23 protein-coding genes, 1 tRNA gene and 2 riboswitches are annotated in these 24896 nt (G+C 47.3%); of the genes, 9 read left to right on the top strand and 15 right to left on the bottom strand.

Going from position 1 to position 24896, the window contains the following annotated elements; all coding sequences use genetic code 11:
• Window positions 1-61 precede the first annotated feature (61 nt).
• On the top strand, window positions 62-685 hold the full coding sequence (gene recX, locus DFR44_RS00815) for a recombination regulator RecX (protein WP_133618801.1): 624 nt from the start codon (window positions 62-64) through the stop codon (window positions 683-685).
• A gap of 49 nt (window positions 686-734) precedes the next feature.
• Here recX and DFR44_RS00810 read toward each other — a convergent pair whose 3' ends face one another.
• From DFR44_RS00810 to msrB, 4 genes are all read right to left on the bottom strand, one after another.
• Entirely contained in the window at window positions 735-1556 is an 822-nt protein-coding gene (locus tag DFR44_RS00810) for a peptidylprolyl isomerase (RefSeq protein ID WP_162845105.1), read from the bottom strand.
• A gap of 39 nt (window positions 1557-1595) precedes the next feature.
• Window positions 1596-1850 (bottom strand): BolA family protein, encoded by a 255-nt coding sequence (locus tag DFR44_RS00805; RefSeq protein ID WP_133618799.1) that lies wholly within the window; start codon window positions 1848-1850, stop codon window positions 1596-1598.
• Window positions 1850-2386 carry a septation protein A gene (locus DFR44_RS00800; protein ID WP_133618798.1) on the bottom strand — a complete coding sequence of 179 codons (537 nt, stop codon included), beginning with the start codon at window positions 2384-2386 and terminating at the stop codon, window positions 1850-1852. The genes DFR44_RS00805 and DFR44_RS00800 overlap by 1 nt, the downstream gene beginning before the upstream one ends.
• Window positions 2387-2498: 112 nt before the next feature.
• Window positions 2499-2900 carry a peptide-methionine (R)-S-oxide reductase MsrB gene (gene msrB, locus DFR44_RS00795; RefSeq protein WP_133618797.1) on the bottom strand — a complete coding sequence of 134 codons (402 nt, stop codon included), beginning with the start codon at window positions 2898-2900 and terminating at the stop codon, window positions 2499-2501.
• 214 nt (window positions 2901-3114) lie between these two features.
• Between msrB and DFR44_RS00790 the strand changes: the two genes are divergently transcribed.
• Together DFR44_RS00790 and tig are read left to right on the top strand one after the other, a co-directional pair.
• Window positions 3115-3202: transfer RNA gene (locus DFR44_RS00790), tRNA-Leu, on the top strand.
• A 163-nt stretch (window positions 3203-3365) separates the two neighbouring features.
• Window positions 3366-4658 carry a trigger factor gene (tig, locus tag DFR44_RS00785; RefSeq protein ID WP_133618883.1) on the top strand — a complete coding sequence of 431 codons (1293 nt, stop codon included), beginning with the start codon at window positions 3366-3368 and terminating at the stop codon, window positions 4656-4658.
• Window positions 4659-4801: 143 nt separating this feature from the next.
• Here the strand turns inward: tig and DFR44_RS00780 are convergent, their stop codons facing one another.
• The 8 genes from DFR44_RS00780 to DFR44_RS00745 all read right to left on the bottom strand — a co-directional run bounded on the left by DFR44_RS00780 (window position 4802) and on the right by DFR44_RS00745 (window position 13473).
• Entirely contained in the window at window positions 4802-5581 is a 780-nt protein-coding gene (locus DFR44_RS00780; protein WP_162845104.1) for a GNAT family N-acetyltransferase, read from the bottom strand.
• Between the two features lie 199 nt (window positions 5582-5780).
• Entirely contained in the window at window positions 5781-6623 is an 843-nt protein-coding gene (locus DFR44_RS00775) for an isopenicillin N synthase family dioxygenase (RefSeq protein ID WP_133618795.1), read from the bottom strand.
• Window positions 6624-6666: 43 nt separating this feature from the next.
• A complete protein-coding gene (locus DFR44_RS00770) occupies window positions 6667-7629 on the bottom strand; it encodes a nucleoside hydrolase (protein ID WP_133618794.1) in 963 nt (320 codons plus the stop codon).
• 93 nt (window positions 7630-7722) lie between these two features.
• Window positions 7723-8589, bottom strand: a complete 867-nt coding sequence (locus tag DFR44_RS00765) for a ribokinase (RefSeq protein WP_133618793.1) — start codon at window positions 8587-8589, stop codon at window positions 7723-7725.
• A 1-nt stretch (window position 8590) separates the two neighbouring features.
• A complete protein-coding gene (locus DFR44_RS00760) occupies window positions 8591-9565 on the bottom strand; it encodes an ABC transporter permease (RefSeq protein WP_133618792.1) in 975 nt (324 codons plus the stop codon).
• The gene (locus DFR44_RS00755) at window positions 9562-10692 is read right to left on the bottom strand and encodes an ABC transporter permease (protein ID WP_133618791.1); all 1131 of its coding nucleotides are present in this window, start codon (window positions 10690-10692) and stop codon (window positions 9562-9564) included. Before DFR44_RS00755 ends, DFR44_RS00760 begins: the two co-directional genes overlap by 4 nt.
• Window positions 10693-10694: 2 nt before the next feature.
• On the bottom strand, window positions 10695-12260 hold the full coding sequence (locus DFR44_RS00750; RefSeq protein WP_246012000.1) for an ABC transporter ATP-binding protein: 1566 nt from the start codon (window positions 12258-12260) through the stop codon (window positions 10695-10697).
• A 196-nt stretch (window positions 12261-12456) separates the two neighbouring features.
• Window positions 12457-13473 carry a BMP family lipoprotein gene (locus tag DFR44_RS00745; protein ID WP_133618790.1) on the bottom strand — a complete coding sequence of 339 codons (1017 nt, stop codon included), beginning with the start codon at window positions 13471-13473 and terminating at the stop codon, window positions 12457-12459.
• 377 nt (window positions 13474-13850) lie between these two features.
• Window positions 13851-13947, top strand: a riboswitch (glycine riboswitch).
• Window positions 13948-14067, top strand: a riboswitch (glycine riboswitch).
• A gap of 57 nt (window positions 14068-14124) precedes the next feature.
• Between DFR44_RS00745 and gcvT the strand changes: the two genes are divergently transcribed.
• From gcvT to DFR44_RS00715, 6 genes are all read left to right on the top strand, one after another.
• Entirely contained in the window at window positions 14125-15222 is a 1098-nt protein-coding gene (gene gcvT / locus DFR44_RS00740; RefSeq protein ID WP_133618881.1) for a glycine cleavage system aminomethyltransferase GcvT, read from the top strand.
• Window positions 15223-15323: 101 nt separating this feature from the next.
• Window positions 15324-15692: a glycine cleavage system protein GcvH gene (gcvH, locus tag DFR44_RS00735; protein ID WP_133618789.1), complete on the top strand. Its 369-nt coding sequence runs from the start codon at window positions 15324-15326 to the stop codon at window positions 15690-15692.
• Window positions 15693-15763: 71 nt separating this feature from the next.
• Window positions 15764-16120 carry a GIY-YIG nuclease family protein gene (locus tag DFR44_RS00730; protein WP_133618788.1) on the top strand — a complete coding sequence of 119 codons (357 nt, stop codon included), beginning with the start codon at window positions 15764-15766 and terminating at the stop codon, window positions 16118-16120.
• Between the two features lie 220 nt (window positions 16121-16340).
• The gene (locus tag DFR44_RS00725; RefSeq protein WP_133618787.1) at window positions 16341-17456 is read left to right on the top strand and encodes an AlbA family DNA-binding domain-containing protein; all 1116 of its coding nucleotides are present in this window, start codon (window positions 16341-16343) and stop codon (window positions 17454-17456) included.
• Between the two features lie 2 nt (window positions 17457-17458).
• Window positions 17459-20287 carry an aminomethyl-transferring glycine dehydrogenase gene (gcvP, locus tag DFR44_RS00720; protein ID WP_133618786.1) on the top strand — a complete coding sequence of 943 codons (2829 nt, stop codon included), beginning with the start codon at window positions 17459-17461 and terminating at the stop codon, window positions 20285-20287.
• Window positions 20288-20609: 322 nt separating this feature from the next.
• Complete coding sequence (locus DFR44_RS00715; protein ID WP_133618785.1) at window positions 20610-20843, top strand: hypothetical protein; 234 nt, start codon at window positions 20610-20612, stop codon at window positions 20841-20843.
• 61 nt (window positions 20844-20904) lie between these two features.
• Here the strand turns inward: DFR44_RS00715 and DFR44_RS00710 are convergent, their stop codons facing one another.
• From DFR44_RS00710 to DFR44_RS00700, 3 genes are all read right to left on the bottom strand, one after another.
• On the bottom strand, window positions 20905-21957 hold the full coding sequence (locus DFR44_RS00710; protein WP_133618784.1) for a Gfo/Idh/MocA family oxidoreductase: 1053 nt from the start codon (window positions 21955-21957) through the stop codon (window positions 20905-20907).
• Between the two features lie 221 nt (window positions 21958-22178).
• Window positions 22179-23495 (bottom strand): TRZ/ATZ family hydrolase, encoded by a 1317-nt coding sequence (locus tag DFR44_RS00705; RefSeq protein WP_133618783.1) that lies wholly within the window; start codon window positions 23493-23495, stop codon window positions 22179-22181.
• 160 nt (window positions 23496-23655) lie between these two features.
• Window positions 23656-24834 carry an acyl-CoA dehydrogenase gene (locus DFR44_RS00700; protein ID WP_211336868.1) on the bottom strand — a complete coding sequence of 393 codons (1179 nt, stop codon included), beginning with the start codon at window positions 24832-24834 and terminating at the stop codon, window positions 23656-23658.
• Window positions 24835-24896: the final 62 nt, after the last annotated feature.

Below are 24896 nucleotides of genomic sequence, written 5' to 3'. Positions count from 1 at the left end.
AACGTCTATTGTCACTCCTCTTGTCGCAACATACTTAGACATCAACGAAAAATATACGCCTATGGTCTCTAAAATCAATTTTGACGATAACGAGTTTGAGCAGTTTGAAAACGTAGAAAACACACTTGAACCGAATCAAAATAAGAACAAACGCTCGACGGCCTACGACCATTCAGACAACCCACAAACCATCGTTTTATCGCAACAAGACTGGCTAAAAAAAGTGCGCACCCGTGCAATCACTTACCTTTCGCGTCGAGAATACAGTCGGGTGGAGCTGCGCAAAAAAGTGCTTTTTTCCTTGAGAAACTACGACTGCGAGAATGATTTGGCTTTAACTTTATTGGACGATGTGCTGGATGATTTGGCTCAACACAACTGGCAATCAGACGAACGCGTGGCGGCATCTGTTTCTAAAATCAAGGGCGAACGCTATGGCAGCGCGCGCGTTAAACATGAGTTAAACCAACAAGGACTGAGTCATGAACTCATTGCCCATGAGATGGCGCAGTTGGCAAGCACCGAATTACAACGAGCACACGACGTGTGGCAAAAAAAATTTGGTCAAGCTCCCGCTGACTTAAAAGAGAAAGCAAAACAAGTGCGTTTTATGGCCAGTCGCGGCTTTAATTTTGACATCATCAATCGAATTATTAAAAACGCAGACAATTTATTTGAAGACTAAAAAAAGCCGCTGATTAAAGCGGCTTTTTTCATGCACACAGGCCTCTTGATTATTTTTTATCTGCAGCAGGTGCAGCATCTTTTTTCGGCAAGAAACCATCTTGAATTTTTTTCATGTAATCTTGTTTCGCCATTTCAAGAATCTGTGGTTTCACTTGTTCAAACGCTGGTGGCGGTGGCATATTGGCAGCCGCTTTCGCTTCGCGTGGCGCTTCAACCAACTGAATCACATGGTAACCAAACTGAGATTTAACTGGCGTCTCTGTGATGGCATTCGGTGTCAATTGACCCGCAGCTTCAGCAAACTCAGGCACCCATTTATCCAATGTATTCCAACCTAAGTCACCACCTTGAGCTGCAGAGGCCGTATCTTTCGTGCCTTTTGCTAAATCAGCGAACTTCGCACCCGCTTTCAACTTTGCAATGATGTCCTTAGCTTGCACCTCAGAATCAACCAAAATATGACGCAAGTGATATTCTTTGCCACTGCCTTTCATTTTAGCGACTTCTTTATCATAAATGGCCTTCAACTCGTCATCGGTTGGCTTATAGGCATCCAACTTCAAACGCATGTATTCAGACATAATGACTTGATCTTTTTGCAAAGCCAGCAACATTTGGGTGTGCTCTTGCTTATCCAAACCATCTTTTTTCGCTGCTTCAACAACCGCTTGCTGTACCGTAATCGCCTCTTCTATCTTAGCGCGTTGTTCTGCAGAAACGGGCTGATTAGGGTTTTGTTTATTCATATCACTCACAACCGCATCCACCAATTGTGCTGTGGTGTACTGTTTGTCTACATTTTTTGCACACGCTGACAAACCTATTGCACCGACCATCATCGCTGCGACTAACGCACTGCTTTTTTTCATAACGCCCATTCCTTTATTGTTTGGGTTAAAAAATAAAAATTAGACCGTTTCTATGCGCAAAGCATGAATCGGAAACGGCATCAAATCATCCACTGCTGCATAAACCATGCGGTGTTGTGCCATTCGGGTTTTACCAATAAATTTCGGAGAAACAATGCGCACAGCAAAATGTTTTGCCCCACCAGCCGCACCTGCGTGCCCTGCATGTTGGTGCGACTCATCGATGACCTCCAATTCAGAAGGAGATAACGCCATACGCAAGCGGCATTCTAACTCAACTTGCAACTCAGTCATCACTCATCCTTGGGTAATTGTTTAGATAACCAAGCCTCTTGCACAATAGCAAAAACCAAAATCAAGCCTAAACTGCCGTACAACTTAAAGTTAAACCACACATCATCTGAAAAGTTATACGCAATATAAATATTCAGTGTTCCTAAAAAAATAAAAAAACCAGCCCACATCAATCCAAATTTTTTCCAAGCCTCATCAGACAAATGCAGCTCATGCCCAAGCAAAATTTTCAGCATGTTTTTGTTAAACACATACTGTCCGATTAAAATTGCCGCACCCATGGTCCATTCAAGCACACTGAATTTCCACTTCAAAAAAATCGTTTCATGAAAATAGATACTCATACTGCCTAAAACCACAATCAGCACCAAACTCATCCAATGCATGATTTGAATGGGAATTTTTTTCCATTTCATCAACAACATCTGCACAGCCGTTGATGCCATTGCAACACCTGTTGCCAAAAACATATCGTTTGTTAACTTATAACTAAGAAAAAACAAAACAATCGGGAAAAAATCAATGAGTGCTTTCATTATTTGTATGTCTGTAAGAGTTTCTAAAAGAGTTCAAAAAAGAACAAGACCGCGTCTCAAACACGGTCTTACTTAATATAATAAATGATAACTATGGGCATTCTACCTCGTTTCAATCCCCCATGTCCTTGTTTGCTAAAAACTTCAAAGCCACCCCATTGATACAATAGCGCAAACCTGTGGTTTGTGGTGGTCCATCTGGAAAAACATGCCCCAAATGCGCACCACAATTGTGGCACACCACCTCTGTTCGAATCATGCCATGCGACACATCTCGCTGCTCACTCACCGCGTCAACCGCCATAGGCGCATCAAAGCTCGGCCAACCGCAACCCGCATTAAATTGGTGATGAGAGTCAAACAGAGCCGTATCACATACCACGCAACGGTACACGCCATCCGACCAACGCTCTGCAAAATCACTGCTAAAGGGCCTTTCAGTGGCCTTTTCTTGAGTCACTTGATAGGCCAAAGCACCTAAACGCTCACGTAAATTTGTTTTATCTTGACTCATTGGACGATTCACTTTCTAAGATGGAATGACCCTACACAATCGCCGCCGAAAAGCCTGCTATAGCTCGATGACAGCACCACATAAAGCATAACAAGACGTTTTTAAAACACATCTTGTGCAAAGAAATGCAATTGGATTTTACAGTACTCGCACAATACAGTACAATACGCGTTTTCGGTTTTAAGGCACGAGATAAAAATGCTTTAATACACCAGCGAGGGTGGCGAAATTGGTAGACGCACCAGGTTTAGGTCCTGGCGCCCTAAACAGGTGTAGGGGTTCGAGTCCCCTCCTTCGCACCACAATTTAATGACATCAAATCAATTTTTTATTGTTTTGGTGTTATTGACGATGTTAACAACACTGTATACACACCAAAGGGTTACCCAAATGACAAATGAAACTCAAGAGATTGTAAACGAAGCACAAGCGGCTACGCCTGCAGTTGATACGCCTGCACCCGTCATGACGCCTTCATTGACTCGTTCATTTGATATCGTTGTTAGCACAGCATCCATTGATGCAGCGACTGAGAAGCGCTTACAAAAAATCGCTAAGACTGTAAAAATCGACGGCTTCCGCCCAGGCAAAGTTCCTATGTCACGCGTTAAGCAGATGTACGGTCAACAAGCCTCTTGGGAAGCTTTAAACGATAAGGTTGGCGAAGCATTTGCGGCCAAAGCTGATGCTGATAAACTGCGCATTGCGGGCATGCCAAACATTGAGCCAAGCGAAACAAAAGGTACAGATGGCGAATTGACGTTCAAAGCGACTTTTGAAGTCTACCCAGAAGTTGGCGATGTCAACTTAAGCGGTGTCAAAATTGAAAAAGCAGAATGTGATGTCACCGAGGCCGACATTGACCGCACTTTGAATGTATTGCGTCAACAACGCGTATCGTATGAGACAGCTGATAAAGCAGCAGCCAAAGACGACCAAGTCACGATTGACTTTGAAGGTAAAATCGACGGCGTGGCTTTTGCGGGTGGTTCTGCTCAAGACTATCCTTTCGTTTTAGGTCAAGGGCGCATGCTGCCTGAGTTTGAAACTGCAATTGAAGGCTTAAAAGCAAGCGAGTCTCGTGCTTTTGACTTGCCATTCCCAGAGGATTATCACGGTAAAGATGTTGCAGGCAAAACAGCTCAGTTCACTGTGACCGTCAAAAATGTAGCCGCTCCAAAATTACCAGAGTTGGATAGCGCATTTGCCAAATCACTTGGCGTACCTGATGGCGATGTTGAAAAGATGAAAACTGACATCAGAGCCAATTTAGAGCGCGAAATTGCTCAGCGCACCAAAGCAATGACCAAAAGCAACGTCATGGACGCGCTTTTGTCTGCCGTTTCATTTGATGTGCCAACAGCGTTGGTTAATGAGGATATTGAACGCTTGCAGGATAACGCCCGCTCAGATTTGCGCGCACGCGGCATTCCTGTTGATGACAAAATGGCGTTGCCTGCTGACATCTTCAAAGACCGCGCTGAACGCCGAGTTCGTTTAGGTTTGTTGATTGCAGGCTTGGTTAAAACACACGAATTGCGTGCCAACTCTGAACAAGTTGATGCACAAATTGCAACCATCGCTCAAGCGTACGAGGATCCAAAAGGCTTCATCAAATGGTACAAAACAGATGCCGCTCGCATGGCTGAAGTGGAAGCGGTCACAATGGAAGACAATGTTGTCACTTGGGCATTATCTCAAGCCAGCGTTTCAACCAAAGCGGTCGCATTTGAAGAATTGATGAATCAACAGCGTTAATTTATAAAACATGCCGATGATGGATAGATACTTACAATCATAAGCCCTCTATCCATCTGTTTTAGTTTAACGGTTAATATAAAAAAGCCTTTCAAAATGAAAGGCTTTTTTATATTCAGTCCATGTGTTCGACAAAGAAATGCTTAACTCAAATCAAAATGCTTAACATAGCGTGGCGATACGCTGGACAGGCGCAAAACAGTTAAGTAATCAGCCGTCTGAAAATCGGGGTCATAAGTCGGCTCGCCACACACTTTCGCACCTAGACGCAGGTAACCTTTAAAGAGCGGAGGCAATATTCGTTTAACACCCTGCTCTACCTCTGGTTGCATCTGAGCGGTAAAGGGATTACGTGGAGACACCGCATATTCATCGCTCATGGCTTCTATTTCTATCAGCATTTGATGAATATCAGCTATTGCAGGTGTATGGCTTGCAACAGGCACACTCGTACAGCCCAGAATCAACTCAAATTGATTTTTCGCAGCAAATTGTAATATTGCTTTCCATAAAGTCATTAGCACCGTGCCATTACGATAATCTTTATGGACACATGCACGGCCAACTTCAAGCATTTTTTCGCTATCACGCAATAAGTCACGAATGTCAAACTCTTGGTCTGAGTACCAGCCACATTGCGCTGCACCGAGCGCGGTTAATGCACGATAAGTGCCAACGACCTGCCCAGTTTTATTGTCACGGACATAAACATGCTCAGCATAAGGGTCAAATTTATCTTCATCTAAGCCCTTATGCCCTGACAGATGTACGCCCAATTCATCGGCAAAAACCTGATAGCGCAGCCGTTGAACCTCTTCAACTTCTGCTTGTGTGGTGGCCCAACACACGGTGACCGATTCTGCCAAACCATGACGTCCAGTCACAGCGGGGCTGTCGTCCACATTTGATTGTATTGTTTTCACCAGAGGACTCAACATCCACTCCTTAAGCACGACCACGGTAAATACCTTGACCGTGTAAAAATTCAAGCAAGTATTCTACCAGCAAGGGATAATGGATAACAGGTTTTTATTGAACATGCGTTCATTTTGTTACCAATGCTGTCTAATTTTTACAATATATTTCTTATATTTTTTCATATCCATCAAATGTATCGATGGATTATTTTTTCATGCCCAATTCTTTTAGACGCTCGGACAAATACGAATGTGCCGTATGGCGTTCCGACAAACGAACATCTTCTTTTGGGTGTAAGAACAGGGGCAATGAAAGTCGACTCACGTTTTTGCTTGCATTCGCAGGATTAATGACCCGATGAATTGTACTTGGAAAATAGCCGCGTGACACTTCCTGAAGCATGTCCCCGATATTGACGATTAACATACCAAAATCACATGGCACATCGAGCCACGACCCATCTTTTGCTAAAACCTGCAAACCCGGCTCATTGGCGGCTGGCAATACCGTCAACAAATTAATATCACCATGTGCGGCCGCGCGCACAGAACCCGCGGGTTCTGTTCCATTCAGCGGCGGATAGTGCAACACTCGCAACAAGGTCTGCGCGCTGCCTTCAATCATCGTGGACAAAGGTTGGCTGTAATATTGGCTAATCTCATCGGGTGTATATTGCTCAACCCATGACAACAATTCGGCAGCCAGCGTGCTGGCTTGCGCATAGTAACTCATTGCATTGGCACGCAAAGATTCGGGAATTCGCCCCCACGGGTACACATGAAAAAACTCTTTAAAGTCTTTTACTGTTTCACCTTTAGCGGTTTCGGACACTTCTGTTGAAAAATAACCATCAAACTTTTCGGTATCGTAGGCAAAGTTAAACTTATCCTCACCCTTAAAAAAAGTCATCCATTCATCAAAAATCGACTGCACCAAGGGTTGGGCGATTGGATGATTGACCAACACACCAAAGCCCGTTTCGTGCAGGGACTCTGTAAACTCAGCCGCTGCATTAGGGCCACGATAATCAACTACACGAATGCTCATATTCTTCTCGATTAAGTTATTTTTGAATGGGTCTTAAACTATTTTAGTGCCCAGTGCTCAATACGTCTTCCAACAAAGCCAACACGCCCGATTTGTTAACCCCTAAGCACACAAACGCATTGTCACGCTTTGACCAATAGTCCTCGGCATACACCTCACCTTTAGGCGCAAAAAACGTTTTACCTGCGCCTGCGCCACTTTGTACAACTTCAATTTGTCCTTGCTCTGTTTCAAATAGCTCTGGGTTGGTCACATACATCACTGTTGCAGGGTCATGCAATGAAAAGCCATCAAACCCACCCACGGTGCGATAAAAATTAGCATAAAACTTGCAAATTTCTTTTAAAAAGCCACCAACAACAGGCGATTTCTCAGCAATTCGTGCCATCGGCTCGTCTGGCATAATGGTTTTCCAAGTCACGTCCAAGCCAACCATCACCACTTTCCATGGCGCTTCAAAAACCACTTGTGCCGCGTGTGGGTCATTCCAAATATTGGCTTCTGCTCCTGGCGACACATTGCCTTTTTCATGGGCTGCTCCGCCCATGATGACGACTTCTTTTACCTTATGGGCAATCGTTGGGTCTTTTTGCAATGCCAACGCGATGTTGGTTAAAGGGCCAATTGGCACTAAAACCACTTCGTTTGGGTGTTCGTGAATTGTTTTAATAATGAAATCAGCCGCACTCATGTCAACAGGTTTAAAGTCGGCAGGGTAATTAACAGCGATGTCACCAAAACCATTTTTACCGTGTACAAAATCAGGAAAGCTGTGCGGTTTCTGCACCGACGGCACGCCTTCACCTTTAGCGACAGGCACGTGCTTGGCTTTTAATAGGTCCAACAAATAACCTGCATTAACAGTCGATTGTTCAACTGAAACATTACCAAATACAGTGGTCAACCCCAACAATTCTAAATTTGGGTGCAATACTGCAAATGCAATCGCCAGCGCATCATCAACGCCAGGGTCTGTGTCAATGATGATTTTTGTTTTTTGTGTCATATTTTTTCCCTAAATAAAATTAAGATACGAAAATATTTCGTTATTCATTTAAAAGTTGCCATGCTTGAGTAACAGATTTTTGGCAATAAATTTTTAATCCACTTCGTGTGCAAATGGAATCGCCACCACCGCTCCCAAGCGGGTCACCGTCAGCGCGGCCGCTTGACTCGCTCGCTCCAAAGAAGCTTTTACGGTCATGCCTTTTGACAGACTGGCGAGGTAATAGCCAATAAAAGTATCACCTGCTGCGGTGGTATCGACGACTTCAACTTTTTGAGCGTCAACACGTAACTCGCCTGATTCGCCTTGATAACGCACACCATCACCACCTAGCGTCAAGACCACGTTTTTGCATTTTTTAGACAAAAATTCGAGTGCCTGCTCAACATCACTCATTGCCGACAACTGCATCGCTTCCACTTCATTCACGACCAAGGTATGCACATATTCCAATGGCAAATTAGCCAAACCCGCGTGACACGGTGCGGGGTTAAAAATGATTTTTTTACCACGTGCATGAGCCATGCGGATAATGTCTTCAATCGCGTTGGTTTCATTTTGTAACAAAACCCACTCAACCTGCGCATCATCCAAATATTGATTAATTTCAGATGCCGTCATCTGGTGATTTGCGCCTGCATATAACAGAATGCAGTTTTCACCCTCTTGATTGACTTGAATAATCGCATGCCCAGTGGCCTCAGCAACACCTTGAATGCAATCCATATTCAATTGTAACGCCACCAACTCTTTGTTCAACCACCCATCATCAGCGGCAATATGACCAACATGCGCCACAGAGGCTCCCGCGCGTTGCAAAGCCACCGTTTGATTCAAACCTTTGCCACCTAAGCCTTTACTATATGCACGGCTGGACAACGTTTCACCTGGCTGGACAAAATGCTCAACTTGATACACATGGTCAATATTAATCGAACCAAAATTAAGAATATGCGCCATTTCAACGTTCCTTCACATAAGGACGGCCAATCGCCTTCGGTGCCACAGCCTTGCCCACAAAACTGGCCAACAAGACTATCGTCAATACATACGGCATCGCACTAAACACCTGCGAAGGAATTTCGGACACCCCAAACAGCGGCACACCCTGCAAACGGTCAGACAACGCGCCAAGCAAACCAAACAACAGGCATGCAGCAAAAGCAGGCCAAGGACGCCATTTGCCAAAAATAACCGCAGCCAATGCCATAAAGCCCATACCCGCACTCATTTCACGCACAAAGCCACCATTTTGCGCCATCGACAAAGCAACGCCCGCTAAACCACACATGATACCCGTGTAAACCAAGGCCAAATAGCGTAATCGCACCACGGATAAACCTGCCGTATCAACCGCATTCGGCTCTTCTCCCACCGCGCGAATACGCAAGCCCATGCGCGTGCGATACAACAAAAAGGCCGTTAAAAACACCGATGCAATCGCAATATAAGTAAAGACATGGTGCCCCGAAATGATTTTTTCGTACACAGGCCCAATCACAGGTACATCACGCACAACCTCGACACCAGGCCATACAATTGGTTTAAAACGCAATTCATCTGGTAACAACGGTGTTTGCCCGCCTTTTTGAAACCACGCTTGCCCTAACACCAACGTCAAACCCGAAGCCAATACATTGATAGCCAAACCTGAGACCACATGGTCACCTTTTTGGCTAATGGTTGCAAAGCCGTGCAGCAACGAAAACACAACGGATACCAACACCGCAGCCAAAACAGCCAGCGGTAACGAACCCGTTAAACTCGCTGTGGCCGCCCCTGCAAACGCCGACATCAGCAATTTACCTTCCAAACCAATATCAACCGTGCCCGACCGCTCCGCAATCAGTCCACCCATAGCCACTAAAATCATCGGTACGGCTTGGCGCAAACCGCTTCCCATCACATTGGCGATGGTTACAATTAAATCATTCATTTTGCCCCCTGCATATTGCGATACCAGCCTTCAATCGGTTTGCGAATCAAACCATCCAATGCCGCCACAAAGAAAATAATCAAACCTTGAATCACCACATTAAACTCTGGACTGATGTCAGGTAATTCAAACTGCATCTCCGAACCACCCTGCGCCAGCGCACCAAACAACAAGGCGGACAGCACCACGCCGACGGGATGGTTACGCCCCATCAGTGCAACCGCAATGCCCATAAAACCAATGCCAGAAGTGAACGATAAACTCAAACGGCCCTGCGCACCGTAGACCACATTGACCGCCATTAAACCTGCAAGCGCACCCGAAATGACCATGGTCGAGATGACGGTCTTTGAAACAGAAATACCCGCATACACCGCCGCTTGAGGATTTTGCCCCACCACACGAATTTCATAACCCAAACGCGAGCGCCAAATCAGCCACCACACATAACCAGCGGTCAGCAAAGCCAAGAAAAAGGAAAAATTCAAGGGTGTATCCGAGAAACCTAAAAATGGCATCATGTCGGCAAGTCGAGGTAAAACCGAACTTTCAGCAAAGTTAGCGGAGTCGGTAGAACCTTCGCTTTTTGACAACCAAAAGCGCATCGCATAGTTCATAAATGCAAAGACGATGTAGTTCAACATGATGGTGGTCACCACCACATGCGCGCCGCGCTTGGCTTGTAAGACCCCAGGAATAAACCCATAAGCCCCACCAAAAACTAAAGCGCCAATAATGGCCACAATAAACATCAAGGGCGCAGGAAGCACGTGACCAAACGCCAAACATGCCAACGTCACGCCCAAACCTGCAAAATATGCCTGCCCTTCACCACCAATATTAAACAGCCCCGCATGGAAAGCCACCACCACAGCCAACCCTGTAAAAATCAGACTGGTGGCGTTATACAGCGTAGAGGGTAAACCCGTATCAAGATTAAAAGCACCTCGCACCAAAACAGTCATGACATCCAGCGGACTTTGTCCTATCGCCAACACCAATAAAGAGGCCAAACCGAAAGCCAAAATCAGTTGTACAAAAGGGATGGCAAACCCAGTGAGCCAAACAGGCAAGCCTTGGTTGTGTTGTTTATGCTGCGGTATTTTTTGTTGTTTTTGATTTGTCATGATTACACTTTCATCGCATCTGAACTGGCCATCATCATGCCAATGGTTCTAGGGTCTGCATCGGCCGCTTTGAGCTCACCCGTCAGTTGACCTTGGTTCATCACCAAAATTCGATCCGACAAGGTCAGTACCTCATCCAATTCGACCGAAACCACCAAAATCGCGGCTCCTGCATCACGAGCCTTAACCAGCTCTTTATAAATCAACTCTATCGCGCCAATATCGACACCACGCGTCGGCTGCCCAACCAAAAGCACTTTGGGTTCGCGCGTCATTTCACGGGCAATGATGAGTTTTTGTTGATTACCGCCCGACATATTCGCAGAACGAATCTCAGGCAAGCCTGGGCGCACATCAAACGCTTTAATGAGTCGCAAGGCCGTGTCTCGAATTTTTTGCACGCTGAGTGTAAAACGAGAGCCAATTGAAACGTCGTGGTGATAGCCCAAGATAGACGACTCGGCCATACTGAAATTTTTCAGCAAACCCTGTCCAATCCTATCCTCGGGGATATGAGCCACGCCAAGCTGGCGCAACGCTTTGGGATGTGGCCACGTTTGGCAAGTATATTCAGGTTGACCATCGGCAACGAAGTCTATCGTACCGCTTGTGCCGCGCATCTCACCCGATAAAATTTTCAAAAGCTCGGTTTGACCATTGCCCGATACTCCCGCCAAGCCAACAATCTCGCCCGAGCGTAATTCAAACGACACGTTTTTTAAACGCTGAATGCCTTTGACATCGGTATAAGACAGGTTTTTAACGGACAAATACACTTGAGACTGGTCAGTCGCACCTTTCGGCAACTCTTTAGCCACAGGACGACCCACCATCAACTCAGCAAGCTCTTCAGCACTGGTGTCACTGGTTTTGCGATGCGCGACCATTTGACCGCTGCGCATGACCGACACATTGTCCGTAACGTCCATAATTTCACGGAGCTTATGCGTAATGATGAGCACCGTCACGCCTTGCTCTCGCAAGTCGCGCAACACATCAAACAGTTGATCCGCCTCTTGTGGTGTCAATACGCCCGTAGGTTCGTCAAGTATCAAAATATTGGCACGGCGATACAACGCCTTAAGAATTTCCACCCGCTGTTGCACGCCAACCGCCAAATCGCCAACAGGCTCATCTAAGGGCACTTCCAAGCCAAATTGCTTTGAAATCGCCGCCAGCTTTTCACGGGCTTTGGTTTTAGAAGCGTCCAAAGACCATGAATCTTCCGCCCCAAGTAAAATATTTTCTAAGGCAGTCAACGGCTCAACTAACATAAAGTGCTGATGCACCATGCCAACGCCTTTGGCAATGGCTTGAGTTGAATTAGCGATTCGTACCGCCTGCCCATTAATTAAAATGTCACCTGAATCAGCTTCATAAAATCCGTATAAGACAGACATCAACGTTGATTTACCTGCGCCATTTTCACCAATAATGCCGTGAATGGTCGCTTTAGGAATTGATAAATCAATATCTCGATTTGCCCACACCGCTCCAAAACGTTTGTTGATGTGTCGCATCTCGACAGCCATGGCCTCGGATGATTTTTGTTTTAGTGTATTGGACATCGCAGCTCCGAGTATATTCAAAACCTAAGGTCAACAGCAGCCCTGACCTCAAATATAAAGATTGTTTGAACGACGCAGCCCCTCGCAATGCCTTATCGGCATTACTTTAAGGTAAACGTCATTACTATTTTTAGATTCATAAAATAATAAAGCAAAAGCCAACGAATTGGCTTTTGCTCATTGTAAGTGGGCGGGCTTATTTACCGTCGCAAGCGATTTTAATTTTACCATCCACAATGTCTTTTTTGATTTGCGTCACTTTAGTGCGCATATCTGCAGTGATTAAGCTCTTATTATTTTCATCATCTGCCCAATCCACACCATTTTCAGCCAAGCCCAATGACACAGTACCGCCCGCAAATTGGCCTGAGGCTGCATCAGTAAAGGCTTTTTTCACAGCCACATCAACGCGTTTAACCATTGAGGTGAGCATCGTGCCAGGAAAAAGGTGATTTTGGTTGCTGTCTACACCAATCGCGAATTTTTTGTTGTCTTTAGCCGCTTGATACACACCATTACCCGTGCCACCTGCAGCAGCAAAAACCACATCCACACCACGGTCAAACTGCGCTTTTGCTAACTCGCCACCTTTCGTCGGATTGTTCCAAGCCTCGCCCGTCGTGCCGACCGTGCTGGCGATGACTTCAGCTTTAGGATTAACGTATTTCGCGCCTTGTTCAAAACCACAAGAGAACTTACGAATCACAGGAATATCCATCCCGCCAATGAAACCAACTTTACCAGAAGCAGATTTCATCGCCGCCAATGCACCGACCACGAATGAGCCTTCTTCTTCACGGAACAAAATTGACTTTACGTTAGGTTCTTTCACTTCTGAATCGACAAGTACAAAATTTGATTTGGGCAACTCTTTGGCAATTTTGCCCAAGGCTTCAGAGCTATTAAATCCCAATGTCACGATAGGGTCGCCCCCACGTTGCGCCATTTTACGCAAAACACCTTCAAGCTCCGTTGGGTTTTTCAGCTCAAAATCCATGTAGCTTTTACCCGTTTCTTTTTTAAAGGCTTCCGCACCGTTATAAGCTGATTCGTTAAATGATTTATCAAACTTGCCACCCGCATCAAAAATAATCGCTGGGCGACGACCTTCGGCTTTAGCATCAGATGCTGCATCTTTGTTTTTATCCTTAGCACCGCAAGCGGCCAAGGTCAATGCAGCAAAAGCTGAAAGTAATAAAATATTCTTCTTCATGTGAAACTCCTTTGGTGTCAATTGATTAAGCCGTGGTTTTCATCAGGATTTAATCTGGTTTTATATTGTGATTAAAATATGTTTTACACACTGCAACTTTTGAATCGTACATGAATTCTTGCCTGATTTCATCAAATTTTACAGCTCTAATTTAAATTTTTAAAGCAGCCACAACACAAACAAAGAACGAAAAGCGATTAAAAGCGGTTGTGTCTGAATATTCACGATTTATCAGCTATTTTTTTTAAGACATATCATATCCCTATCATATCTCTACCGCATGCCTGACAAGCCACATATAAACGAATCCAACCTGTTTATCTTAATTAGGCTTGATTTGCCTTTCTTGACTTTCACTCCTTTTACTCGTAAAGTGTGGCCTCTTGTTAGGAGAGAATTGTCCAAGCAAAATAAAGGACAGTCGCCGAAGGTGAACACCCAAAAACTCTCAGGCAAAAGGACTAGCAAGCAGCTTTATATTATTCTGGAGAGCGTCGCACATCACGTCAACGTTGCATGTCGCCGACCACCGAAGGGGCGCGCAAAACATCGTTTTGCCACAATCTCTCAGGTATCAAGGACAGAACGGGATTTTAAAAACAAGTCTACGCCGTATAGACTTTCCCGGGATGCCACCTCATGACTTCTGCTATTTCTGCTTTAAAACAAACAGTTTTACACTCCACTCACCTGGCTGCACATGCACGCATGGTTGACTTTGGCGGCTGGGACATGCCCGTCAACTATGGCTCGCAAATCGAAGAACATCATGCAGTGCGCGGCGATGCGGGCATGTTTGACGTCTCGCACATGCGAGTGGTCGACATCACTGGCGACAAAACGCGTGATTTTTTACGCTACCTCCTTGCCAACAACGTCGATAAACTCCAAATCTCAGGCAAAGCCTTATATTCATGCATGCTGCGCCCAGAAGGCGGGGTAATTGATGACCTCATCGTCTACTATTTCAGCGAAGACTTCTTTCGCCTCGTGGTCAACGCGGGCACGGCCGACAAAGACATTGAATGGTTGAATGAACAAAACGCCGTCGGCGAGTTTGGACTCAACATCAACCCGCGCCCTGATTTTGCACTCATCGCCGTTCAAGGCCCGAATGCCCGCGCCAAAGTTTGGGCCGCATTCCCTTTCACACAAGCCCCATCTGAACAGCTCAAACCATTCAACGCCGCCCGTATCGAACACGAACATGGTGAATGGATGGTCGCGCGTACAGGTTACACAGGCGAAGACGGTTTTGAAATCGCCGTACCAGCCACCATCGCAGCGACCGTGTGGCAACAACTCGCCGAACAAGGCGTTCGCCCCGCAGGTTTAGGCGCACGAGACACACTGCGCCTCGAAGCAGGCATGAACTTATACGGTCAAGACATGGACGAAACAGTCAACCCGCTCAACTCAGGCTTGGCATGGACCGTCGATTTACAATCCGAGCGCGACTTCATCGGTAAAACCGCATTAAGCCACGGTGCCACCGCGCAACTCGTCGGTCTGATTTTGCAAGACAAAGGCATTCTGCGCAGTCACCAAACCGTCAAAACCGCCCACGGTGAAGGCGAAACCACCAGCGGCACATTCAGCCCGACCATGCAACAATCCATCGCTTTTGCCCGCCTGCCGCTGGGCGTGACGATTGGCGACACCGTACAAGTCATCATCCGCGACAAAGCACTCAACGCAAAAGTAGTAAAAATGCCATTTGTACGCAATGGTAAAATCATCGCGGTCTGACCACAAACACACGATTCGCGCAACAGGCAATACACAGCCTGTACAAGCAAAACACATTCACAACGGTGGGCGATGCCCACCCTACCTTTAGGAGCAACAACATGAGCACACTCAAATTCGCCGCCAGCCACGAATGGGCACGCCTCGAAACCGACGGCACCGTCACTGTAGGCATCTCCAACCACGCACAAGAAGCACTTGGCGACATCGTTTTTCTCGAATTGCCCGAAGTTGGCCGTCAAGTCAACGCCACTGAAAACGTCGCCGTCGTCGAATCAGTCAAAGCCGCCAGCGACATTTACGCCCCCATCAGCGGCACCATCACCGCGCGCAACGATGCGATTGCCGACACGCCCGAACAAGTCAACGAAAAACCGTATGACGCATGGTTATTTAAAATCGCGCCGAGCAATGCGGCTGAGTTGGATGGTCTGTTGAGTGAAGCGGATTACGAAGCACAGAATGGTTAAATGAAACCCTCGTCATGACTGCACACGAGTCATTGCGGGCTTGACCCGCAATCTCCCCAACCAAGGCAACTATGGCGTACGTTTATTTAATGAGCAATACACACAACACGGTGCTTTACATCGGCGTCACCAACGATTTAACGCGCCGTGTCGCAGAACACAAAGCCAAGATTCAAAAAGGCTTTACCGAAAAATACAACGTCGATAAATTGGTGTATTTTGAATCGACAAATGCAATGATTGATGCGATTACACGAGAAAAGCAGCTGAAAAACTGGAAACGAGCATGGAAAAATGACTTGATTGAGACAACGAACCCAAATTGGCTGGACTTGGCGGATTCGATTGGTGTGACACAAGAATATATTGATGCAGTGAAAACACACTATGCGTCATATGGTACCAACCCCGCGTCGCGCCGTACCTAGCTCGCATCAAGCAGCGCCTACCCCAATCCGCGTCATGTCAAACCTAAACAGCATCATGTCAACTCTAAACGGCGTCATGCCGTGCTCGACACGGCATCTCCCGATACACGGAGATTGCGGGTCAAGCCCGCAATGACGAGGTTTTTTGAAACTGCAGTGAGGCATTCACAAAACGTTTATTGTGACCTAAAAATTTAGGCACATTATATTTGGCAAAACAATGGAACTTCAAGACACAATTAAAGAGTTGATTAATAGCAAAAAAGAAGGGCAATATTGGGACTTCAAAGAGTCTCATCACGCAAACAATGCAGAATTAATTCACGACATTATTTGTCTAGCGAATACCGAGCATCAAGGCGACCGTTTTTTAATTTATGGCGTCAACAACAGCGGCGAAGTCATTGGTGTTCCTAGCAAAAACAGGAAAACACAAGCGCAACTTATTGACACGTTTAGAGCCCAGTCATTCTCTGACCAACTTTACCCAGATATTTCTTTAAAATCAATCAAATACGACGACAAAGAGATTGACGTTTTGACAATCAAAAATCAGCCACACAAGCCATATTACATAACCAAAGACATAACAGAGCCAAAACAGCCCTCGAAACAAGTCGTCATACGTGCTCATCACATCTACTCGCGAGTAATGGACAGCAACACCCCGCAAAACTCATCCGCAAACTCAAAACAAATTGAGCAAATGTGGAGAGAACGTTTCGGCTTAACCCAGCCCCCTTTGGAGAAATTGCGACTTTATTTGAATGATGCCGAAAACTGGGCTCACGATGATGAGGGCAAATTCTATTATAAATATCATCCTGAATTCACCATTCAAAGTACAGAGGCATTTGCAGAACAAGGCTGCGAGACACTGGAGTGGGCAAGAGGTGAAATCGGTTATTCATACACGTCAGGCAATAACACTTACTGCTGGACTTTTTACTATCACAACACAAAACTGTTCCAGTGTGTGTGCTGCAATTTTGATGGTGGCAAAAAAAACATCGTCAACCCAGATTGGTCGGCGGTTGGCAGTGGACGAATTTATTATTATTTAAAAGATAGTTTCGAATATTGTTTTCACAATTTCATGCTCAATCATTTCAAGGATAGAGACGACTCTAAAAACCTGAACAGAGTCACTTCTTCTCAAAATTTTGATATTCCAGTTTTTGAATCAGAAAATCAATTACAAGACTTCCTTAGCTTTTCAAAGACGAAGTTGAATATTAAAAGCAATGAACCTACTCTGGATAATAAAGAGCAAAACCGTTTATTTTACGAGCTACTAGATATTTATACCGAATTTCAAAATCAAAAGGAAATTTAACCATGACCTCAACCACTTTCCCCACCCGCCACACCGCCCCATCCACCACTGACCAAGCCCATATGCTCAAAGCACTGGGTTTTGAGTCGTTAGACACATTCATCAACGCCGTTGTGCCCGACAACATCCGCCGCAGCGACATGACGTTAGGCGAGTTCAGCTCGGGCTTCTCGGAAGAGTCCGCTTTGGCTCGCTTGCGTGAACATGCGGCACAAAACAAAGTTTTTAAAAGCTTCATCGGCCAAGGTTATTACGGCACGCACACGCCTGCGGTGATTTTGCGCAATGTGTTAGAAAACCCAGCTTGGTATACGGCTTACACGCCGTATCAGCCTGAAATTTCTCAAGGGCGTTTGGAAGCCTTGTTGAATTTTCAACAAATGGTTATTGATTTGACCGCGATGGACATTGCCAACGCGTCGATGCTCGATGAAGCGACGGCGGCGGCGGAGGCGATGACTTTAGCAATGCGCAACAGCAAGTTGAAGTCGAATGTGTTTTACGTCTCGGAAGATATTTTCCCGCAGACGCTTGAGGTGATTCAAACCCGTGCGCTGCCGCTCAATATTGAGGTGCGCGTGGTCGCTAATATCGATGAGTCGTTGACGAATGACTGTTTCGCGGTGCTCGTACAATATCCCGCCGCCAGTGGCGCGTTGATGGATTACAGTGCGCTGGCTCAAAAGGCTCATGAGCAAGGCAAGGCGGTGATCGCCGCGTCGGATTTGCTCGCGCTCACGCAGCTCAAAGCCCCTGGCGAATGGGGTGCGGATATTGTGATTGGCAATACCCAACGTTTTGGCGTGCCGTTTGGTTTCGGCGGCCCTCATGCTGCGTTTATGGCAACCCGTGATGCGTTTAAACGCTCGATGCCTGGTCGTTTGGTGGGTGTGTCGGTGGATGCACAAGGTGCGCCTGCTTTGCGCTTGGCATTGCAAACCCGCGAGCAGCATATCCGCCGCGACAAGGCGACGTCTAATATTTGTACGGCTCAGGCCTTGCTTGCGATTATGGCGAGCATGTACGCGGTGTATCACGGCGCGGATGGTTTGAAAAAAATTGGTGCACGTGTGCATCACATGACTTCTTCTATTGCCACGGCGTTGAAATCAACGGGTGTGAGCGTGGTGAACGGCACTTGGTTTGACACGTTGACCTTGAAGGTGAACGACGCATCGGCCTTGCATCAAGCGGCGCAGGCGGCTGGAATTAACCTGCGGGCGATTGATGCTGAACATGTCGGCCTGTCGGTGGATGAGACGACCACTGTTGCGGATGCTCAAGCGTTGCTTAAATTATTCGGTGCGACATGGGCTCCGTTGGATGAGAATACCGTTCCTGCGGCGTTACAACGCCAATCTGCGTTTTTGACCCATCCTATATTTAACACGCATCATTCTGAACACGCCATGTTGCGTTATTTGCGCGATTTATCCGACAAAGACCTCGCGCTTGACCGCACGATGATTCCTTTGGGTTCATGCACGATGAAGTTGAACGCGACTTCGGAAATGCTGCCTGTGACGTGGCCCGAGTTCAGCCAGATTCACCCTTTTGCGCCCAATAGCCAAACAGTCGGTTATCGCGCGATGATTCATGAAGTTGAGGCGATGTTGGTCGCGGCAACAGGCTACGCTGCCGTAAGCTTACAACCGAATGCAGGTTCGCAAGGTGAGTATGCGGGCTTGCTCATCATCCAAAAATACCACTCCAGCCGTGGGCAGTCGCACCGTAACATTTGCTTGATTCCCGCATCGGCGCATGGCACGAACCCTGCGTCTGCCGCGATGGTTGGCATGAGTGTGGTTGTGGTTGCGTGCGATGAACGCGGCAACGTTGATGTGGCGGATTTGAAAGCAAAAGCCGAACAGCACAGCGACCATCTCGCCGCTTTGATGATTACCTACCCATCGACGCACGGGGTATTTGAAAAAAGCATCACGGACATTTGCGACATCATTCACGCGCATGGCGGTCAAGTGTACGTGGACGGTGCGAATATGAATGCCATGGTCGGTTTATGCGCCCCTGGTGAGTTCGGCGGCGATGTGTCTCATTTAAATCTGCACAAAACTTTCGCCATTCCTCATGGCGGTGGCGGCCCCGGTGTTGGCCCTGTCTGTGTCGCTGCGCATTTGGCTGAATTTTTACCGAACCTGAATGCTGTGGGTTACCAACGTGATGCCAACGGCATCAGCGCGGTGTCTGCCGCACCTTATGGCAGCGCAGGCGTATTGCCAATCACATGGATGTACATTGCCATGATGGGCGCGGCGGGCTTAACCGAAGCTTCAAAAGTCGCTATTTTATCCGCCAATTATTTAGCCAAACGCATCTCCGAGCATTTCCCAATTTTGTACACAGCTGAAAGTGGTTTGGTGGCTCATGAATGTATCGTTGATGTGCGTGGCGTCAAAGACACGGCGGGCATTACCGTTGACGACATCGCCAAGCGTCTGATGGACTTTGGCTTTCACGCGCCGACCATGAGTTTTCCTGTGCCAGGGACATTGATGATTGAGCCAACAGAAAGCGAGCCTTTAGCCGAATTGGACCGTTTCATTGAAGCAATGGCAACCATTCGCGCAGAAATTGCTCAGGTGGAGCGCGGCGAACTCAGCCCCGAAGACAATCCACTTAAGCATGCCCCGCATACCGCTACCGTGGTGTGCGGCAACGAATGGACGCATGCGTACTCACGCGAGCAAGCCGCCTTCCCCGTCAGCTCTTTGCGCACGCGCAAGTACTGGCCTCCCGTTGCGCGCGTGGACAATGTATATGGCGATAGAAACTTGTTCTGCGCTTGCATCCCTATGAGTCAATATGAGTAACAATATCTGCATTTAAAAATGCGCATATCGACAGACAGTTGAGAGCGACAATTGCAAGAGCCTTGGACGACAGAGTCGGTAGTCCAAGGCTTTTTTGTAAGCACGAAAGAGTAGATTCAACCCAAGACATTGACCGAGCAGGTCAATTGAACTTTGCGTCTCAGTGACTTTGGACTTACAATAACGCACTTGCTCACTCTGCAATCGGTGATGTGCCGTAAATGCAGTGAGTGGATTCGCACTAATCCCTGCTTTTTTTACTGCTAAATGTAACTAAGTTGGGGGGTAAAATTCAATTAAAAATACCAGATAGCATCAGCATATGACTCTCAAATTGCCCAAATTCACGCCCTTAGCCGCTCAGCTGTGGAGCTTGTTACCGATTGACACAAAGAAAGTCATTCTAAGCAACGTCTACTGTACCCATTGTCGCAACAATACGGTCATGTTTAATGCCACGGGGAAATCCGAGCATGGTGACTTAATCTTAAAAGGTCAATGCGCAATCTGCATGGGGCAAGTGGGTCGACTGGTTGAGGCGGATGCGTTTAAATAAAAGCCCAACCTCATAAAAACCGAACTGAATGGTTCGGTTTTTATTATTTTTACCTAACATTTTATGTCAAATATACCCGTTGCCCATTGCGGGCACTTTCACGCGCCGCGTCTATGACGGCGCATGTCCATCGGGCTTGTGTCGCCAAAACGGGCGCACGGGCCTCGCCCAACATCGCGGCTCGGACGTGCTTATAAAAAACAGGCCATTGGCCTATGCCCGCAGCCGTGCGACTAACCTCACCCGTAGTGCCATCAATCAAGAAGCCGCGTGCTTCATCCACTTCACTGCACCAATCGTCTTGCGTTGGAATCACGCCTGAGCGTAAACGCGTTTCTTGTGGGTCAAAACCATGTTTTAGCCAAGTGGCTTGGCGACCGTTGACTTTGAAACGTGGCGCGGCCTGTATGCCGTCAGGTGAAAACATCGATGCACCGAGTGCAACATAGGGATAGTCCGTGCGTGATGAACCTAAAATCAATTCAAACCCATCATCCGTTTGAGCATTATCCCGTTGCATGAGCTGAGTACAAAACACCCACTCAGGTGCGCCAAAGAGCTGTAGTGCTTGGTCGACAAGATGTGGTCCCAAGTCGTAGAGCAAACCGCCGCCTTCAATATTGTGTTCACGCCAGCGGTCTTTTACAATCGGATTAAAGCGGTCAAAACGCGCTTCGTATCGCATAATCGGCCCCAACTTTTGCTCGTCCATCAGCGTTTTTAGGGTTAAAAAATCAGCGTCCCAGCGACGATTCTGAAAGGGAATGAGCAGTTTTTCAGCTCGCTGTGCAGCCTCAATCAAGGCATCGGCTTCGGCTTGATTCACTGCAAATGGCTTGTCTATCACGACATGCCGCCCTGCTTCGAGGGCTTCAATCCCAAGCGGTGCATGCGTCGCCGTTGGACTGGCGAGGACGACAAGCTCGGCCGCGCTTTGACTCAAAGCTTGAGTCAAATCATCACATAAAAGGGCGTGAGGGAAATCCGCTGCCGCATGCGCGCGCCTTTGAGCATCTCGAGCCACGATCGCCGTGACCTCAAAACCCGCCGCGCGTAACAATGGCGCATGAAACACCTGTCCCGCCAAACCGTAACCGACAATAATCGCTCGCATGCCTGTGCTTTCGCTGAGTTATGAATGCAATGATTTTGGCAGTGCATGCCATGTAAGTCAAGGCAATCGTCTGCAATGAGCGGGGACAACCAAACCCAATGCAAGCCCAATGGTGATTAAAAAGCCCCGCAACACACGGGGCTTTTTAATGATTGGATACACATCAACATTTTGTTATTGCATTTTGCTATTGCATTCAGTTATCACATGCGTTTATGGGTTTATTGAATGCGCTGACGCCATTCATGCGCCTTGGCTTTTAATGCGGTTTCATCTAACGTGGTCAACTCACGCGCACGCATGACGCACTGACCGTTGACCCATGTGTGCGTGACATTTTCTCGACCTGCGCTGTAAACAAGATGAGAAACCACATTAAAAGTCGGCGATGTTTCAAGGCTGCCCATGTCGATTGCAATGAGGTCTGCGCGTTTACCTACTTTGAGGCTGCCAATTTTGTCGTCCAGATGCAATGCTTTTGCGCCTTCTAAGGTCGCCATGCGTAAAGCGGTTGCGGCTGGAACAGCCAGCGGATTGAGCGTGCCCACTTTGGCGAGCAGTGCAGCGGAGCGGGTCTCGGCGAACATATCGAGCTTGTTGTTTGAGGCGGCACCATCCGTACCAATGCCAACGGTCATTCCTGCATCCAACATTTTTTGGATGGGCGCAATACCTGACGCCAATTTCATGTTTGATGAGGGGTTGTGCGCCGCTGCCACTTTAAGGCGGGCCGCGAGGTTTATTTCTTCATCATTCAGATGCACCATGTGCGCGCCGATGAGTTTGTCATTGAGCACGCCCAGATTGTGTAAACGAGCAAAAGGACGTTGACCATGCTCTTTCAGGCTGTCGCTCACTTCTTGTGCGGTTTCATGAATGTGACAATGCACGAGCATGTCATGTTGTTCGCTCAGTTGGACGATTTTTTTGAACGTGTCATCCGACACGGTATAGGGCGCATGCGGGGCGAGCGTGAACGTGATGAGTGGGTCATTGAGATACGCCTCTCGTTCAGCCATGGCGCGCTGGATGTATTCATCCGCATTTTTTGCGTAGTTGGTTGGAAACTCTAAAATAGATGCGCCCACCAGCGTGCGCATGCCTGCGGTTTGAGCCGCCTCTGCAACGGCTTGATGATAAAAATACATGTCGTTGATGGTGGTCGTACCAGAGCGGAACATTTCTGCCATGCCAATCAGGCTGCCGTCTCGTACAAAATCATGGTTGACGTGCTGACCTTCTGCAGGCCAAATGTGATTCTGTAACCAGTCCATCAAAGACAGGTCATCGGCATAGCCTCGCAACAGCGTCATGGCACTGTGCCCATGCAAATTAACCATGCCAGGCATCAGCACATGTTCACTTAAACTGACGACCTCATCGGCCGTCCATTCAGCCGCATCGGCGGTGGGGACTATGGCGACAATGCTATCGTGACGAATGGCCAGTGTATGGTGCTCAAGCACTTCGTTGTCTTTTTCAATAGTGACCAGCCAACGGGCATGAATGAGGGTGTCAAAATGAGTGGTGTGATTCATAAGTTTTTCTTTTTCGAGTTGTGATATAACTTTTGATTATAGCTGTTTTGCCAATCGCCTGTTTTGGCTTTTGGCAAAACGTAACCCAATGGGACAGATTTCTTGCGGCGACTCGATGAACGGATGCCCGCATTTATTGTCGCTTTTAAAATAATCGTTTTTAAAAAAAGGCTTGTATGCCTGTTTGTGCGCGTCCCAAAATCAAAGCGTGAATGTCATGCGTGCCTTCATAAGTGTTGACCACTTCTAGGTTGACCAAGTGACGGGCGACACCAAACTCATCTGCGATGCCATTGCCACCGAGCATGTCGCGTGCGAGACGGGCAACGTCGAGTGCTTTGCCGCACGAGTTGCGTTTCATCATGGATGTGATTTCAACCGCAGCTTTTCCTTGCTCTTTGAGGCGACCGAGACGCAAACAACCTTGTAAAGCCAAAGTGATTTCGGTCTGCATATCCGCCAATTTTTTTTGAATCAACTGATTGGCGGCAAGCGGACGACCAAACTGTTGGCGGTCAAGTACGTACTGCCGCGCTGTGTGCCAACAATCGGTGGCCGCACCCAGCGCGCCCCATGCAATGCCATAACGCGCAGAGTTCAAACACGTGAAAGGCCCTTTCAAACCACGCACATCAGGAAAGGCATTTTCTTCAGGCACAAACACGTCGTCCATGACAATTTCACCTGTTATCGAGGCGCGCAGTCCGACTTTGCCATGAATGGCAGGGGCGGTCAGCCCTTTCCAACCCTTTTCCAGCACAAAGCCACGAATATCACCCTCATCGTCTTTTGCCCAAACCACAAAGACATCGGCAATGGGTGAGTTGGTAATCCACATTTTTTGACCACTTAAGGCATAACCGCCATCGACTTTTTTTGCACGGGTTTGCATGCTGCCAGGGTCTGAGCCATGGTTCGGTTCGGTGAGGCCGAAGCAACCAACGAGCTCACCTGTGGCTAGGCGAGGTAAGTATTTTTGTTTTTGCGCTTCTGTACCAAAAGCCTCAATCGGCACCATCACCAATGAGCTTTGTACACTCATCATCGAACGATACCCTGAATCCACTTGCTCTACCGCATAGGCAATTAAACCATAGCACACATCATTCAGACCAGAACCGCCGTATTCAGGGGCGATGGTCGCGCCCAACAAGCCCAGCTCACCCATTTCTTTGAAAATGGCGGGGTCTGTGGACTCATTCCGAAACGCATTCAGTACCCGTGGTTTGAGCTTGTCTTGAGCGTAGGCCGTGGCGGTATCCCATACCATGCGTTCTTCATCCGTCAACTGCTCTCGTAATAACAATACATCGTCCCAAACAAATTGTGCTCGTGCCATGCTCGCCATCATGCTCTCCTTAAAAAATATGTAACGTCCATCATCCACGGTCTTATATGGGA

It is taken from the genome of Hydromonas duriensis (assembly GCF_004363775.1).
GTDB classification, from domain to species: Bacteria; Pseudomonadota; Gammaproteobacteria; order Burkholderiales; family Burkholderiaceae; genus Hydromonas; species Hydromonas duriensis.
The sequence above is the reverse complement of the archived record's forward strand: the minus strand, read 5'-3'. Positions and strand labels throughout refer to the sequence as shown.